Origin of the sequence: Erythrobacter sanguineus (genome assembly GCF_900143235.1) — a bacterium.
GTDB classification, from domain to species: Bacteria; Pseudomonadota; Alphaproteobacteria; order Sphingomonadales; family Sphingomonadaceae; genus Erythrobacter; species Erythrobacter sanguineus.
Window position 1 is genome coordinate 86,513 of record NZ_FRDF01000015.1, and the last position, 14,516, is coordinate 101,028.

Below are 14,516 nucleotides of genomic sequence, written 5' to 3' on the forward strand. Positions count from 1 at the left end.
TTCCGGCGCGGCAAGATGAGCAGGGTAAGACAAAATGGCTTCTGACACGGCCGCAATGAGCGATACGGACACTGACGAAGGCGTCCGCCGTCGCGACTGGATTCACATTGCCGCGCTCAGCACGGCGGGCGTTGGTGCAGCTTCGGTCCTGATCCCGCTGGTCAGCCAGATGGCGCCTTCGGCTGACGTGCTCGCTGCGAGCTCGACCGAAGTCGATGTCGGCGCGATCCAGCCCGGCCAGAGCATCAAGACCACCTTCCGCAAGCAGCCGCTGTTCGTGAAGCGCCTGACGCCCGAAGAAATCGCCGAAGCCAAGGCGGATGACGGGGCGAATATGCGCGATCCGCAGACCCTGGCTGAGCGCACCAAGGAAGGGAACGAGGATATCCTCGTCACCATGGGCGTGTGCACCCATCTGGGTTGCGTACCGCTTGGCGCTGCCGAAGGCGAGAACAAGGGTGAGTTCGGCGGCTATTTCTGCCCCTGCCACGGTTCGCACTATGATGTCGCCGGCCGCATCCGCAAGGGCCCGGCGCCGCTCAATCTGGCGGTTCCGGAATACAGCTTCAAGACTGACGCCGTCATCCGCGTCGGCTAGGTTTGCGTAACTGCAACAGAACGATAATCGACCCGACCAGCAACTTCGATCAATTCGAGAGAACGCCATGAGTTTTGCCTGGGCCAAACAGTACGAACCGAAATCCGCTTTCACCAAGTGGATCGACGAGAAATTGCCGGTTCCGCGGCTTGTCTATAATGCAGTGGGGGCCGGTTACCCGGTGCCGCGCAACCTCAACTACATGTGGAATTTCGGCGTTCTGGCCGGTTTCTGCCTGATGATCCAGATCATCACCGGTGTGGTTCTGGCGATGCATTATGCCGCCAACGCGCAGGTCGCCTTCGGCACGGTCGAGCACATCATGCGCAACGTCAATTACGGCTGGATGATGCGCTATGCCCACGCCAACGGGGCGAGCTTCTTCTTCATCGTTGTCTACCTGCACATTTTCCGCGGCTTGTTCTATTCGTCCTACAAGGCCCCGCGCGAGATGATCTGGCTGCTGGGCGTGGTGATCTTCCTGCTGATGATGGCGACCGCCTTCATGGGTTATGTGCTGCCGTGGGGCCAGATGAGCTTCTGGGGCGCGCAGGTGATCACCGGCCTGTTCAGCGCGATCCCGCTAGTAGGCGAGCCGCTGCAGATCTGGCTGCTGGGTGGTTTTGCGCCGGATAATGCCGCGCTCAACCGCTTCTTCTCGCTGCACTTCCTGCTGCCCTTCGTGATTGCGGGGGTTGTCATTCTCCACATCTGGGCGCTGCATATTCCGGGTTCGTCGAACCCGACCGGCGTGGAAGTGAAGAGCGAAAGCGACACCGTGCCGTTCCACCCCTATTACACGTCGAAGGACGGGTTCGGGCTGGGCGTGTTCCTGATCGCCTTTGCGCTGTTCGTGTTCTTCTTGCCGAACGCGCTGGGCCATCCTGACAACTACATCGAGGCCAACCCGCTTTCGACCCCGGCCCACATCGTTCCGGAATGGTATTTCCTGCCGTTCTACGCGATCCTGCGGGCGTTCACCGGTGACCTTGCGTTGTTCGGTGTCACCTTTGTGCCGGCTAAGCTGCTGGGCGTGATCGCCATGTTCGCGTCGATCCTGGTGTGGTTCATTCTGCCATGGCTGGACAAGAGCCCGGTGCGTTCGGGCCACTACCGCCCGCTGTTCCGCAGGTTCTTCTGGTTCGGCCTCATTCCGACGATGATTGTCCTGACAATCTGCGGCGGCGCACCGGCGGAAGAACCCTACGTCATCCTCAGCCAGGTGGCGACCGCCTATTACTTCCTGCACTTCCTGGTGATCCTCCCGATCGTCAGCCAGATCGAAGTTCCCAAGCCGCTGCCATTCTCGATCACCGAAGCGGTGGTTGGCGGCGACAAGCCCGGCGGCACGCCGGGGGGTGATCCGCAAGGTGTCGTCAAGGGGCTGCCGGGCAGTGCGTCCGATGGTTCGCTGCAACCGGCCGAATGATCGGCCGGGCGCAGCCCCTACCAATCTGAACCGATAACGAGAAAGAGCTCGGTCATGACTATTCGTCTCGGAGGCATCATTGCCGGCCTTGCCATCACTGCGGTGCTGGTGTTGTGGTCGCTGGTTCCCGGCTTCATGAATTTCGCCTTCGGCCCCGCGCCGGAAAAGCAGGCCTCCTATGCCTTTTACGAGCATGGTGAGGGGCCTGAGGGCGGATTTGCCTTTGACGGGCCGCTTGGTACCTGGGACGTGGCCCAGCTGCAACGCGGCTATCAGGTCTACAAGGAAGTGTGTTCGGCCTGCCACAGCATGAAGTTCGTGGCGTTCCGGAACCTCCAGCAGCTTGGCTATACCGAAGCCGAAGTCGATGCCGAGGCGGCCAGCTGGACGGTGCCGGGCATTGATCCCAACACCGGCGAGACCACGACCCGTCCGGGTGCGCCGACCGACTATTTCCCGATGCCCTATGCCAATTCGATTGCCGCAGCGGCTGCGAACAACAATGCCATCCCGCCCGACCTGTCGCTGATGACCAAGGCGCGGCCGGATGGATCGAACTACGTGTATTCGCTGCTGACCGGCTATGAAGAGCCCGATCCGGAAAAGGCCGCCAAGCTTGGCTTTGAAACCCCGCCGGGTCTCTATTTCAACAAGCACTTCCCCAATGTGAACATCGCCATGGCTCCGCCGCTGGTGCTTGACGGGCAGGTTTCCTATGCCGACGGGACCGAGGCAACCATCCCGCAGATGGCAAAGGACGTGGCCGCGTTCCTAACATGGACGGCAGAACCTTCGCTTGTGCAGCGCAAGCAGACCGGCTGGTTCGTGCTCGGTTTCCTGCTGTTCGCCACGGCGCTGGCCTTCCTGTCCTACAAGCAGATCTGGGCCGGCATGAAGCCGAAGAAGAAATAGGCGCTTTCCTGCGCTGACCGAATGATGGCAGGCGCCCCGTCGTCCCTTGCGGATGGCGGGGCGCTTGTGCATTGCAGCGTGCGAAAGGGGCTTTTCGACATGACACCGCCGCATCTCTCGCGCGAGGAGCTAAAGGCGCTGGTCCGCACCGTGCCGGACTTCCCCCATCCCGGCATCCAGTTCCGCGATATCACCACCCTGATCGGCCACCATCAGGGCATGGCGGCAAGCGTCCATCACCTGGCCGAACTGGCCGACGCCGCCGGCGCGCACAAGATCGCCGGGATGGAGGCGCGTGGTTTCATCTTCGGCGCAGCGGTGGCGGTGAAACTGGGGATCGGCTTTGTCCCGGTGCGCAAGCCGGGCAAGCTGCCGATCGCCACCATCGGCATCGACTACGCGCTCGAATACGGCACCGACCGGCTGGAAATGGATCCCGGCGCGATCGAGCCCGGGCAGAAGGTGGTGATGGTCGATGATCTGATCGCCACCGGCGGCACGGCGCTGGCCTCGGCCGAATTGCTGCGCCGCGCCGGCGCGGTGATCGAACAGGCGCTTTTCGTGATCGACCTGCCCGACCTTGGCGGCGCAGCCCGCCTGCGCGACGCGGGCATGGACGTGCACGCGCTGATGGAATTCGACGGCGACTGAACCGCCAGCCAGACTGGGCGGGCGGGAACATGGCCCGCTGTCCGCGCGTTTCGTCCTTTCACTTGTCCTTGCGCGAAAGCCTCGTCTATGGCGGAGCGGTGTCCAAGGGGCACATTCGCAACGCTAATTCTGGCACAGGGGATGACCGGGGCCGCCAATGGCTTTTGCCTTGACGCTATTCACGCTCGTGGCGCTGCCCTTTGTCGCCGCCTTGATGATCGCGCTTGTCGCGGGCGGATCGCGCGCGCTGCATTCGGGTGTGGCAGCCGCGGCAAGTGCGGCGGGCCTGATCCTGCTGGCCAGCATGGCCGCGCCGGTGATCGGCGGCGCGGTGCCTTCTGCCACGGTCAGCTGGGTGCCGACGCTCGGGCTGGAACTGACGCTGATGGTCGATGGCCTCGGCCTGATGTTTGCAGGCCTGATCCTCGGCATTGGTCTGGCCGTGGTGATCTTTGCCCATTTCTACCTTTACGATGGGGAGGCGACCGGACGCTTTTTCGCCAGCCTGATGCTGTTTCAGGGCGCGATGCTGGGGATTGTGCTGGCGGGCAATGTGCTGCTGCTGCTGGTGTTCTGGGAACTGACCAGCCTGTCCTCCTTCCTGCTGATCGGTTTCTGGCAGCACAAGTCCGAAGGCCGCCGGGGCGCGCGCATGGCCCTGGCGGTGACCGGCGGCGGGGGTCTGGCGCTGATCGGGGGCATGGTGCTGCTGGGATTGGCGGCGGGATCGTTCGACCTTGCGACAATCCTTGAAAGCGGGGACATTGTCCGGGCCTCGCCGCTTTATCCGGCGATCCTTGGCCTGATCCTGCTGGGCTGCTTTACCAAGTCGGCGCAATTTCCGTTCCATTTCTGGCTGCCCCACGCAATGGCCGCGCCGACGCCGGTCAGCGCCTATCTGCATTCGGCGACGATGGTGAAGGCGGGGGTGTTCCTGCTGGCGCGGCTGTGGCCGGTGATGGCGGGGACGGAAGCTTACACCGTGATCGTGACCAGCGTGGGCCTTGTCACCATGGTGTTTGCCGCGGTGGTGGCGCTGTTCCGGCATGATCTGAAAAGCATTCTTGCCTATTCGACCATCAGCCAGCTGGGCCTGCTGGTGATGCTGCTGGGCTTTTCGCTCGAACTGGCGGCGCTGGCGGCGGTGCTGCACATCCTCAACCATGCCGCCTTCAAGGCGGCGCTGTTCATGGCGGCGGGGATTGTCGATCATGAAACCGGCACCCGCGATATCCGGCGGCTGGGCGGGCTGGCCAAGGCGATGCCGGTGACGGCGCTGATCGCGACGCTGGCTGCGGCATCAATGGCGGGGCTGCCGCCGCTGGGCGGGTTCATCTCCAAGGAGCTGATGCTCTATGAAACCCCCAATGTCGCCCTGTTCGGCCTGCCGTGGCTGGTGCCGGTGCTGGCGACCATCGGGGCGACCTTTTCGGTCGGCTATTCGCTGCGGCTGGCATGGCACCTGTTCTTTGGCCAGCCGCGCGAGGCGGAACCCTTTGCCCGCGCGCATGATCCGGGTGTGGGCATGTGGGCGCCGTCCGCGGTGCTGACCGCGCTGGCGGTGCTGCTGGGTCTTATGCCGATGCTGCTCGCCGGGCCGCTGGTGGGCGCGGTGACAGGCGCGGTGATCGGAGCGCCCGCTCCGGACTTCGATCTGGCGCTGTGGCATGGGGTCAATCTTGCCCTGATCCTCAGCCTGCTTGCCGTGGCAGGGGGCGCGCTGCTGCTGTGGCGGCATGCGGCGCTGCTGCGGGCGTGGGAAAGCATCGCCCATTCCGATGCCCGGCAGATGTTCGAGGGCGCGCTCGGCTTTGCCGATACCTGGGTGCGCAAGGCGATCATCGCCACGCACACGCCATCGCTGCAACGAATGCTGCTGGCGACCTTTGGCGTGGTGGTGGCGTTGATCATCGATGGCGCGCAGGCCGGCGGCGGGGCGTTTACCGGCACACGTCCCGGCATCCCGGCCTCGGCCCCGGCGATCGTGGCCTGGACGCTGCTGATCGCGGCGACCGCGGCGGTGGTGAACGATTCGCGCCAGCGGTTCAGGGTGCTGATCTATATCAGCGTGATCGGGCTGGTGGTCAGCCTTGCCTTCGTGCGCTTTTCCGCGCCCGATCTGGCGCTGACCCAGATCTCGGTCGAGGTGGTGACGATCCTGCTGCTGCTGCTCGCGCTTAACCTGCTGCCCAAGGCGCCGCCGATCCTGTCGTCAACCCCGCGCAAATGGCGCGACGGGGCGCTGGCCACGCTGGGCGGCGTGCTGATCGGCGGGGTGGCCTGGGCGATGCTGACCCGCGAGCCGGGGGCGAGCATTTCGGCCTATCACCTTGCCAATTCCAAGTCCGGCGGCGGCGGCACCAATGTCGTCAATGTCATCCTTGTCGATTTCCGCGCCTTTGACACGCTGGGCGAGATCATCGTGCTGGGGATTGCGGGTCTGGCGATCTATGCCCTGCTCTATTCCACCGCGCGCGGCGCGGCGGGCGCACGGCTGGCGAGCTGGCAGGAAGACATGCCGCATTCGCCCGAGCGGCATCCGATGATGTTCGTGATGGCCAGCCGCATCGCCCTGCCGCTGACGCTGACCGTGGGCATTTTCCTGTTCCTGCGCGGGCACAACCAGCCCGGCGGCGGGTTTATCGCGGCGCTGGTCGTGGCGATTGCCTTCCTGCTGCAATATCTCGCCGCAGGTTATGACTGGACCGACAAGCGGCGGCGCTTTGGCGAACACCGGATGATCGCATGGGGTGTGCTGACGGCTATGGTGACCGGGCTGGGTTCGTGGGTGTTCGGGTCGAATTTCCTGACGTCGACCTTCGAATATTTCTCGTTGCCGCTGATCGGCAAGTTCGAACTGGCAAGCGCGATGCTGTTCGATACGGGCGTGTTCCTGACGGTGTTCGGCGCGGTGATGCTGGCGCTGGCGCAATTGAGCCACATCGCCCAGCGCGCCGCGCGCGCGATTGCCGAACAGCCCGCTGCCCAAGCGCCGGAGGATGCGCCGTGAGCTACGAATTCCTCCTGTCGAGCGCGATCGGCGTGCTGGTGGCGGCCGGCATCTTCCTGGCCTTGCGCGCCCGCACCTTTCAGGTCGTGCTGGGCCTCACGCTGTTTTCCTATGCGGTCAATCTGTTCCTGTTCGCGTCCGGAAGGCTGGTGCTGAACCGCCCGCCGATCTGGGACAAGGCGATCAGCGAATATGCCGACCCGCTGCCACAGGCGCTGGTGCTGACCGCAATCGTGATCACCTTCGGCATGACCGCCTTCGTGGTGATTCTCGCGCTGCGCAGCTTCCTTGAGACCGGCAGCGACCATGTCGATGGCGACAATGTGCCGTGCGATGGTGACGACAGCGACATGGGGAAGGGCGAGTGAGCGTGCTCGATCATCTCCCGGTCATGCCAGTGGTCATCCCTGCGCTGGCTGCACCGTTAACGCTGTTGCTGATGCGGCGGCATCCGGGCTGGGCCATCGCGATTGCAGGCGTTTCGTGCCTTGCAATGCTGGCGATTGCGCTGACCCTGCTAGGGCGGGCGGGCGAAGGGATCGTCCATGTCTATGAACTGGGCGATTGGTCCGCGCCCTTCGGCATCGTGCTGGTGGCAGACCGGCTTTCGGCGATCATGCTGGTGCTGGCGGCAAGCCTCGCGCTGATTGCGCTGCTCCATGCTGTGCTGACCGGGGTTGACCGCAAGGGCTGGCATTTCCACCCGCTGTTCCAGTTCCAGCTGATGGGACTGAACGGCGCCTTCCTGACCGGCGACCTGTTCAACCTGTTCGTGTTCTTCGAAGTGCTGCTGATCGCATCCTATGGCCTGCTGCTGCATGGTCAGGGGCCGGCACGGCTGAAGGCGGGGGTGCAATATGTCGTGGTCAACCTGGTCGGTTCATCGCTGTTCCTGGTCGCGCTGGGGCTGCTTTATGCGCTGACCGGCACGCTCAACATGGCCGATATGGGGATGCGCATCGCCGACGTCGCGCCTGCCGATCAGGGGTTGCTGAGGATCGCGGCGCTGCTGCTTGCCAGCGTCTTCGCGATCAAGGCGGCGGTCGTGCCGCTCCACCTGTGGCTGCCGCGCACCTATGATGTTGCCACCCCGGCGGTGGCGGGGCTGTTCGCGATCATGACCAAGGTCGGGGTCTATTCGCTGATCCGGGTGGTGCCGCAGGTGTTCGGCGAAGGCGCGGGCGCCGCTGCCTGGGCCCCTGAGCCGTTCCTGTGGCCCGCGGCGCTGGTGACGACGGCGGTCGGCTTTGCCGGGGTGTTTGTCGCGCGCACGCTTTCGGAACAGGCGGCCTATGCGATTATCGGGTCGACCGGAACGCTGCTGATTGCGGTCGCCGGCTGGCAGCCTGAAACGCTGGGCGCTGCGCTGTATTACCTTGTGCATTCGACCATTGCCGGGGCGGCGCTGTTTCTGGTGAGCGACGTGGTCGCGCGGCGGCGGGCGGGATTTTCCGACAATATCAGTTCGGGCACCGATTTCGCTGACCGGCAGGTGGTCGGGCTGATGTTCATGGCGGTCGCCATCGCCGTTACCGGATTGCCGCCGCTGTCGGGCTTTATCGGCAAGTTGCTGATCCTGAAATCGGTGACGGTGCTGCCCGACTGGGGCTGGGCCTGGGGCGTGATCCTTGTCACCACGTTGATCGGGGTGATCGGGTTTGCCCGGGCGGGCAGCGCGGTGTTCTGGAAGGTTGCCGAAAGCGATGGCGAGGGCGAGGCCGAGTGCAGGGGCACGCCGGAATCAGCGCCCCGCGCCGATCTTGCCGCACCGATCATTGCGCTGGCGCTGCTTGCGGCCCTGTCCGCCGGTGCGGGCTGGGCCACGGCCTATGGCGATAATGCCGCCGCGCAGGTGCTCGACCGCGCAACCAACGCCCGCGCGGTGCTGGGGGAGGGCGCGCCATGAACCGCCTGATCCCGCACCCCGGCCTGTCGGCCTTGCTGGTGATCGTGTGGATGGCGATGGTCAACGACGTCTCCTTCGGCGCGCTGTTCCTCGGGCTGGTGATCGGGCTGGTGGTGCCGCTGTTCACCGCCGCCTATTGGCCCGGCCGGCCACGGGTCAGATTTCTCCCCGGCTGCGCCTATGTTTGCCTGGTCATCTGGGACATCATCGTCGCCAATTTCGAAGTCGCGGCGATCATCCTGTTCAAGCCCAATCGCAAACTCCAGCCGGTCTGGCTGGTGATCCCGCTCGAACTCGATACCCCCGAAGCGATCACCGTGTTCGCCGGGACGATCAGCCTCACGCCCGGCACGGTTTCAGCCGATGTGTCGGACTGCGGCACCTATCTGCTGGTGCACGCGCTGCACGCGCCTGATCCTTCCGCCGAGATCGCCCGGGTCAAGCAGCGTTACGAGGCGCGACTGAAGAGGATCTTCGCATGATCGGATATGCTTTGGGTTTCGGTTTTGCCGCGCTCGGGCTGGCGCTGGCGATGAACCTGTGGCGCCTGTTTCAGGGGCCGGGGGTGGCCGACCGCATCCTTGCGCTGGATACGATGGTGATCAACACCATCGGGATCATCGTGCTGGCGGGCATCGCCAATGGCGAAGGCAGCGCCTTCGAAGCCGCGCTGCTGCTGGCGATGGTCGGGTTTGTCGGCACGGTCGCCTATGCCAAATTTCTGCTGCGGGGGGACATCATCGAATGATCGGCGGTTTTCCCCTTGCCGAACTGCTCACCGCCGCGCTGATCGTGGTGGGGGCAAGCTTTGCCCTGATCGGAAGCTGGGGGCTGGTGCGCCTGCCCTCGCTGATGGAGCGGCTGCACGGGCCGACCAAGGCCTCGACGCTGGGCCTCGGCGGGATGCTGATCGGATCGGTGGTGTTCTTCCAGCTGGTGAAGGGCGAATGGACCACCCATGAACTGCTGGTGTCGCTGTTCCTGTTCGTCACCGCGCCGATTGCCGCCAACATGATCGCCAAGGTGCATCTGCACCGCCTGCGGCTGGGCGAAAAGCCCGGTCCCGCCGATCCGCCCACCGCCCCGCGCGACGGGAGCGACTGGGCCACTTACGAGGCCCCGCGCGAAGGCACGCCCGGCTGGTTCCCTGATGAATGAGCCAGCGCCCGCAGGGCAGGCACCATGCCAGGGCCTGCAGCGTTCAGGCCCAGTCGCCCAGCAGGGGCGAGAATTCATCAACCCGGATCGACTGCCAAACCCCGCCGGTAAGGTATGGATCCCCTGACAGGATTGTGCGCGCGGCGGCCTCATCCTCGGCCTTGACGATCAAGAGCGAGCCGATGATCAGCCCGTCGGCGCGTTTCAACGGGCCGACGATCACGAAATGATCGGCATTGGCATGGATGAAATCGAGATGCGCCGGACGGTGGATTCCACGCAGCCGCCCGCCATCCTCTCCGTCACGGCAGTGGAAGCAGAACATCCGCATGGCGTAGATCCCTATTGCGCGGGTTGTTGCGCAGGCCGACCTTACCAGCAGGCAGCAGGGGTTCAAGCACAAGGCCTGCCCCACCAGCATGCGACTTCGCTTGAATGCGCGGCGCATGAAGTCCAGATCGCGCAAGACACCCCGAGTCGAACTCAAGCCCGGACCCTAAAACAAGGCCCGACCCGAAAACAAGGAAAGCGCATCGCCCGTGACCACGACCGATCTGCCTGCCCGGACTGCCCAGCTCATCGACCGCGCCGACCTGCGCCGCGCCTACCGCGCGGATGAGGAAGCCTGCATTACAGAACGGATCGAACAGGCAAGCCCGGCGGCGCGCGTGCATCAACAGGCTTCCGCGCTCGCCATCGCGCTGATTAAGGGCGCGCGCCAGGAAAAGGCCAGCGGGGTCGATGCCTTCCTGCAGCAATACGGGCTCGACACGGATGAAGGCATCGCGCTGATGTGTCTTGCCGAAGCCTTGCTGCGCGTGCCCGATGCCGCCACCGCCGATGCGCTGATCCGTGACAAGATCGGGCGCGTAGACTGGGGCGAGCATCTGGGGGAAAGCGCCTCCACCTTCGTCAACGCCGCCACCTTCTCGCTGATGCTGACGGGCGAGGTGCTGGAACAGCCCGAAGCCCACCAGCGCGGCATGGGCAAGGTGTTGAAGCGCACGATGAACCGGCTGGGCGAGCCGGTGGTGCGGACCGCCACGATGCAGGCGATGCGGATTCTGGGCGGACAATTCGTGTTCGGGCGCACGATCGAGGAAGCGCTGAAGCGCGCCCAGCCCGAACGGGCCAAGGGCATCACCCACAGCTTCGACATGCTGGGCGAGGCGGCGATGACCTTTGCCGATGCCGAGAAATACCGCCGCGCCTACGAGTCTGCGCTTGGGCGTCTGGCGCGCGAGGCTGGCGCGGGCGTGGGCGGGTCGCCGGGCATTTCGGTGAAGCTGTCGGCGCTGCATCCCAAGTACAATTTCTTTCACGCCGATCAGGCCCGCGCCGAAATGGTGCCGGTGGTCAAGGCGCTGGCGATGCAGGCGCGCGATGCCGACATCCACTTTACCATTGATGCAGAAGAGGCCGAGCGGCTCGAACTCAGCCTCGACATCATCGAGGAACTGGTCGCCGATGACGATCTGTTCCGCCGCCCCGACGGCAGCCGCTGGGAAGGGTTCGGCCTTGCCGTTCAGGCCTATCAGAAGCGGGGCGTGCCGCTGTGCGACTGGGTGGCGAAACTGGCCCGGCGACACGGGCGCCGCCTGTTCGTGCGGTTGGTCAAGGGCGCGTACTGGGACAGCGAGATCAAGCTCAGCCAGGTGGGCGGCTATGCCGATTATCCGGTGTTCACCCGCAAGGTGGCGACCGATGTGTCCTACCTCGCCTGCGCCGCGCGCCTGTTCGAACACGCCGACGTGATCCACCCGGCCTTCGCCACGCACAACGCCTATACGATTGCATCCGTCAAGCAGATGAGTGCCGGAAAATCCTTCGAATTCCAGCGCCTGCACGGCATGGGCGAGGAAGTCTATGATGCGCTCCACGCGATCGAAGGCCATGCCCGCACGCCGGTGCGCATCTATGCGCCGGTCGGCGGGCACAAGGAATTGCTGGCCTATCTGGTGCGCCGCCTGCTGGAGAACGGGGCCAATACCAGCTTCGTCAACCGCATGGGCGATGCCGACACCGCGCCCGAGGAACTGGTCGGCGATCCGGTGGCCGGACTGGCGGCACTCTCGCCGCGGCGCAATCCGGCGATCCCCTTGCCGGGGGACATTTTCGCAGATCGCCGCAACAGCGCCGGAATCGACCTGTCCGATCCCATGGTGCGCGCCCCGCTGATGGCGCGGCTGAAGGCGCTCGAAAGCGCCCACTGGCGGGCCGAGCCGACCTTCCCTGCCGCCACGCCCGGCGAAATCGCCCCGATCACCATGCCGCATGATCTCTCCGCTGTGGTCGGCACCCGCCGCGATGCCACGGCCGAAGAAATCGACGCCGCCTTCGCCCGCGCCGCACAGATCCAGCCCGGCTGGGATGCATTGGGCGGCGAAAAGCGTGCGCTGCTGCTGGAAGAGGCCGCCGACCTGTTCGAGGCGCATACCGACGAATTCCTCAGCCTGTGCCAGCGCGAGGCCGGCAAGACCCTGCTCGACGCCGTGCTCGAACTGCGCGAGGCGGTGGATTTCCTGCGTTATTATGCTGAGGGCGCGCGCCAGCGATTCGGCCAGCCTACCATCCTGCCGGGGCCGACGGGGGAGGAAAACTCGCTGTCGCTCCATGGGCGCGGGGTGTTTGCCACCATATCGCCGTGGAACTTCCCGCTGGCGATCTTCACCGGCATGGCGGCAGCCGCGCTGGCGGCGGGCAATTCTGTCATCGCCAAGCCCGCCGAGCAGACCCCGCTGATTGCCGCGCTGGCTGTCAGGCTGTGCCACGAGGCCGGCATCCCGCCCGAGGCGCTGCAATTGTTGCCCGGCGCAGGGGCGGTCGGACAGATGATCACCGCCGATCCGCGGCTGGCCGGGGTCGCCTTCACCGGTTCGACCGAGACTGCGCAGGCGATCAACCGCACGCTGGCGGGCAGGGATGGCCCGATTGCCACCCTGATCGCGGAGACCGGCGGGCAGAACGCGATGATCGTCGACAGCTCGGCCCTGCCCGAACAGGTGGTGCGCGACGTGCTGGGCAGCGCCTTCCAGAGCGCCGGCCAGCGCTGTTCGGCGCTGCGGGTGCTCTATCTGCAGGATGATATCGCCGATCAGATGCTGGAAATGATCCGCGGCGGGTTCGAGGCGCTGATTATCGGCGATCCGGCGCGGTTTTCGACCGATGTCGGCCCGGTTATCGATCCCGACGCGCAGGCCCGGCTCGAACGCCACGTCGCGCGCTGCCTTGCCAGCGAGCGCAAGGTCACGCGCCTTCCGCTCCCGCCCGGGATCGCGCAAGGCTGCTTCGTTGCGCCGACCATCGTCGAACTCGGTTCGATCCGCGATCTGAGCCGCGAACATTTCGGCCCGGTGCTGCACGTCGCGCGCTTCAGGGCGAGCGAACTGGGTCAGGTGATCGATGATATCAACGCCACCGGCTATGGCCTCACGCTTGGCCTGCACAGCCGCATCGCGGAAACCCGGCGGTTCGTGCAGGCGCGTGCGCGGGTCGGCAATTTCTACGTCAACCGCAACCAGATCGGGGCGGTGGTGGAAAGCCAGCCTTTTGGCGGCGAGGGGTTGTCGGGCACCGGGCCTAAGGCGGGCGGGCCGCATTACCTCACGCGCTTCGCCACCGAGCGGGTGATGACGATCGACACCACCGCGGCGGGCGGCAATGCCAGCCTGCTGGCCGCCGGTTAGACAGCGGGCTAGGCAGCGGGGGGCAAGCGCGGCTATCTGATCGGCCATGTCCGATACGCCGCCCCCCCCGCCATCTGCCACGCTGTCTCCCCTGCCGCCCCGCACCATCAAGGTGGCGAGCTACAACATCCACAAGGGTGTTGGCACTGATCGCAAGCGCGATCCGGCCCGCATCCTCAAGGTGCTGGAGGAGATCGACGCCGATATCGTCGCGCTTCAGGAGGCCGATCTGCGGTTTGGCACGCGCGCCAGCGTGTTGCCGCCGTTCCTGATCCAGAACCACACGGATTACACCGCCGTGCCGCTCGACGTGCAGCACGATTCGATGGGGTGGCACGGCAATGCCATTCTGGTGAAGGACAGCGTGACGGTGGAACATCACGACATCATCCACATGCCCTGCCTCGAACCGCGCGGGGTGGTGACAGCGACGCTGGAGATCGGCGGGGCAAGCATCAGCATCTACGGAATGCATCTTGATCTGTCGGGCCTGTGGCGTGTGCGGCAGGCCCGGGCGATCGCCGCGCTGGCCGAGGAAGCCCGCGAGCACCGGCCCACGGTGCTGATGGGCGATCTCAACGAATGGCGCGCACAGGCAGGCTGTTTCCGCGAGTTCAGCCGCAATTTCAGCATTCTGGATACCGGCCCCAGCTTCCACGCCGCGCGCCCGGTGGGGCGGCTCGACCGGATCATGCATTGCGAACGGCTGATCGCCAAGGACTGCGGCGTCCACCGCAGCGCCCTCGCCACGATCGCATCCGATCACCTGCCGGTATGGGCCGAGTTCACGCTGGGACAGCGCGCGAGCGAATGACCGCTATCGGGCCAAGCGCCGGGTTGGCTTGTCCGTCGTCAGAACATTTGGCACAACTTGCGGCGTAGATTAGCGGAGTGCGGACCTCGTCTGGGGGTTGGTTTTAGGCGGCGAGCTTGCGGTGTTGCAAGCGCCGATGTTCGATGGTGTGTCGCTTGATCCTTTCACGCTGATTGAGGATGGAAGCCGCCCTGCCGAGGTAGGCGTCGGCGGGCGTCACGTTGGACAGCGCTTCGTGATAACGCTGGTGGTTGTAGTGCTCGACGAAGGCCTCGATCTGGGCCTCGAGGTCACCGGGCAAGAAGTAGTTTTCCAGCAGGATGCGGTTCTTCAGGGTCTGGTGCCAACGCTC

14 protein-coding genes are annotated in these 14,516 nt (G+C 65.1%); 12 read left to right on the plus strand and 2 right to left on the minus strand.

Annotation, left to right across the window (positions count from 1 at the left end; all coding sequences use genetic code 11):
- The first annotated feature begins 34 nt into the window (after window positions 1-34).
- From petA to BUA05_RS12630, 10 genes are all read left to right on the plus strand, one after another.
- Window positions 35-598, plus strand: coding sequence for a ubiquinol-cytochrome c reductase iron-sulfur subunit (gene petA, locus BUA05_RS12585; RefSeq protein WP_425429523.1), 564 nt, complete (start codon window positions 35-37; stop codon window positions 596-598).
- 67 nt (window positions 599-665) lie between these two features.
- Window positions 666-2,027 (plus strand): cytochrome b, encoded by a 1,362-nt coding sequence (locus BUA05_RS12590; RefSeq protein ID WP_072675373.1) that lies wholly within the window; start codon window positions 666-668, stop codon window positions 2,025-2,027.
- A gap of 54 nt (window positions 2,028-2,081) precedes the next feature.
- Window positions 2,082-2,939, plus strand: a complete 858-nt coding sequence (locus BUA05_RS12595) for a cytochrome c1 (protein WP_072675374.1) — start codon at window positions 2,082-2,084, stop codon at window positions 2,937-2,939.
- Window positions 2,940-3,038: 99 nt separating this feature from the next.
- A complete protein-coding gene (locus tag BUA05_RS12600) occupies window positions 3,039-3,590 on the plus strand; it encodes an adenine phosphoribosyltransferase (protein WP_072675391.1) in 552 nt (183 codons plus the stop codon).
- 169 nt (window positions 3,591-3,759) lie between these two features.
- Window positions 3,760-6,600 carry a monovalent cation/H+ antiporter subunit A gene (locus BUA05_RS12605; protein WP_245790195.1) on the plus strand — a complete coding sequence of 947 codons (2,841 nt, stop codon included), beginning with the start codon at window positions 3,760-3,762 and terminating at the stop codon, window positions 6,598-6,600.
- Window positions 6,597-6,968: a Na+/H+ antiporter subunit C gene (locus BUA05_RS12610; protein ID WP_072675376.1), complete on the plus strand. Its 372-nt coding sequence runs from the start codon at window positions 6,597-6,599 to the stop codon at window positions 6,966-6,968. Before BUA05_RS12605 ends, BUA05_RS12610 begins: the two co-directional genes overlap by 4 nt.
- Window positions 6,965-8,506 carry a monovalent cation/H+ antiporter subunit D gene (locus tag BUA05_RS12615; RefSeq protein WP_072675377.1) on the plus strand — a complete coding sequence of 514 codons (1,542 nt, stop codon included), beginning with the start codon at window positions 6,965-6,967 and terminating at the stop codon, window positions 8,504-8,506. Before BUA05_RS12610 ends, BUA05_RS12615 begins: the two co-directional genes overlap by 4 nt.
- Entirely contained in the window at window positions 8,503-8,988 is a 486-nt protein-coding gene (locus BUA05_RS12620) for a Na+/H+ antiporter subunit E (RefSeq protein ID WP_072675378.1), read from the plus strand. The genes BUA05_RS12615 and BUA05_RS12620 overlap by 4 nt, the downstream gene beginning before the upstream one ends.
- Window positions 8,985-9,254 (plus strand): K+/H+ antiporter subunit F, encoded by a 270-nt coding sequence (locus BUA05_RS12625; RefSeq protein WP_072675379.1) that lies wholly within the window; start codon window positions 8,985-8,987, stop codon window positions 9,252-9,254. Before BUA05_RS12620 ends, BUA05_RS12625 begins: the two co-directional genes overlap by 4 nt.
- On the plus strand, window positions 9,251-9,664 hold the full coding sequence (locus BUA05_RS12630; protein WP_072675380.1) for a Na+/H+ antiporter subunit G: 414 nt from the start codon (window positions 9,251-9,253) through the stop codon (window positions 9,662-9,664). The genes BUA05_RS12625 and BUA05_RS12630 overlap by 4 nt, the downstream gene beginning before the upstream one ends.
- 43 nt (window positions 9,665-9,707) lie before the next feature.
- Here BUA05_RS12630 and BUA05_RS12635 read toward each other — a convergent pair whose 3' ends face one another.
- Complete coding sequence (locus BUA05_RS12635) at window positions 9,708-9,995, minus strand: YciI family protein (protein WP_245790196.1); 288 nt, start codon at window positions 9,993-9,995, stop codon at window positions 9,708-9,710.
- A 208-nt stretch (window positions 9,996-10,203) separates the two neighbouring features.
- Between BUA05_RS12635 and putA the strand changes: the two genes are divergently transcribed.
- Both putA and BUA05_RS12645 read left to right on the plus strand, forming a co-directional pair.
- Window positions 10,204-13,350 carry a bifunctional proline dehydrogenase/L-glutamate gamma-semialdehyde dehydrogenase PutA gene (gene putA / locus BUA05_RS12640; protein ID WP_072675382.1) on the plus strand — a complete coding sequence of 1,049 codons (3,147 nt, stop codon included), beginning with the start codon at window positions 10,204-10,206 and terminating at the stop codon, window positions 13,348-13,350.
- Window positions 13,351-13,396: 46 nt separating this feature from the next.
- Window positions 13,397-14,164, plus strand: a complete 768-nt coding sequence (locus BUA05_RS12645) for an endonuclease/exonuclease/phosphatase family protein (RefSeq protein WP_072675383.1) — start codon at window positions 13,397-13,399, stop codon at window positions 14,162-14,164.
- Between the two features lie 103 nt (window positions 14,165-14,267).
- Here BUA05_RS12645 and BUA05_RS12650 read toward each other — a convergent pair.
- Window positions 14,268-14,516: integrase core domain-containing protein (locus BUA05_RS12650; protein ID WP_143150315.1), on the minus strand; the 249-nt coding region annotated here is incomplete at its 5' end.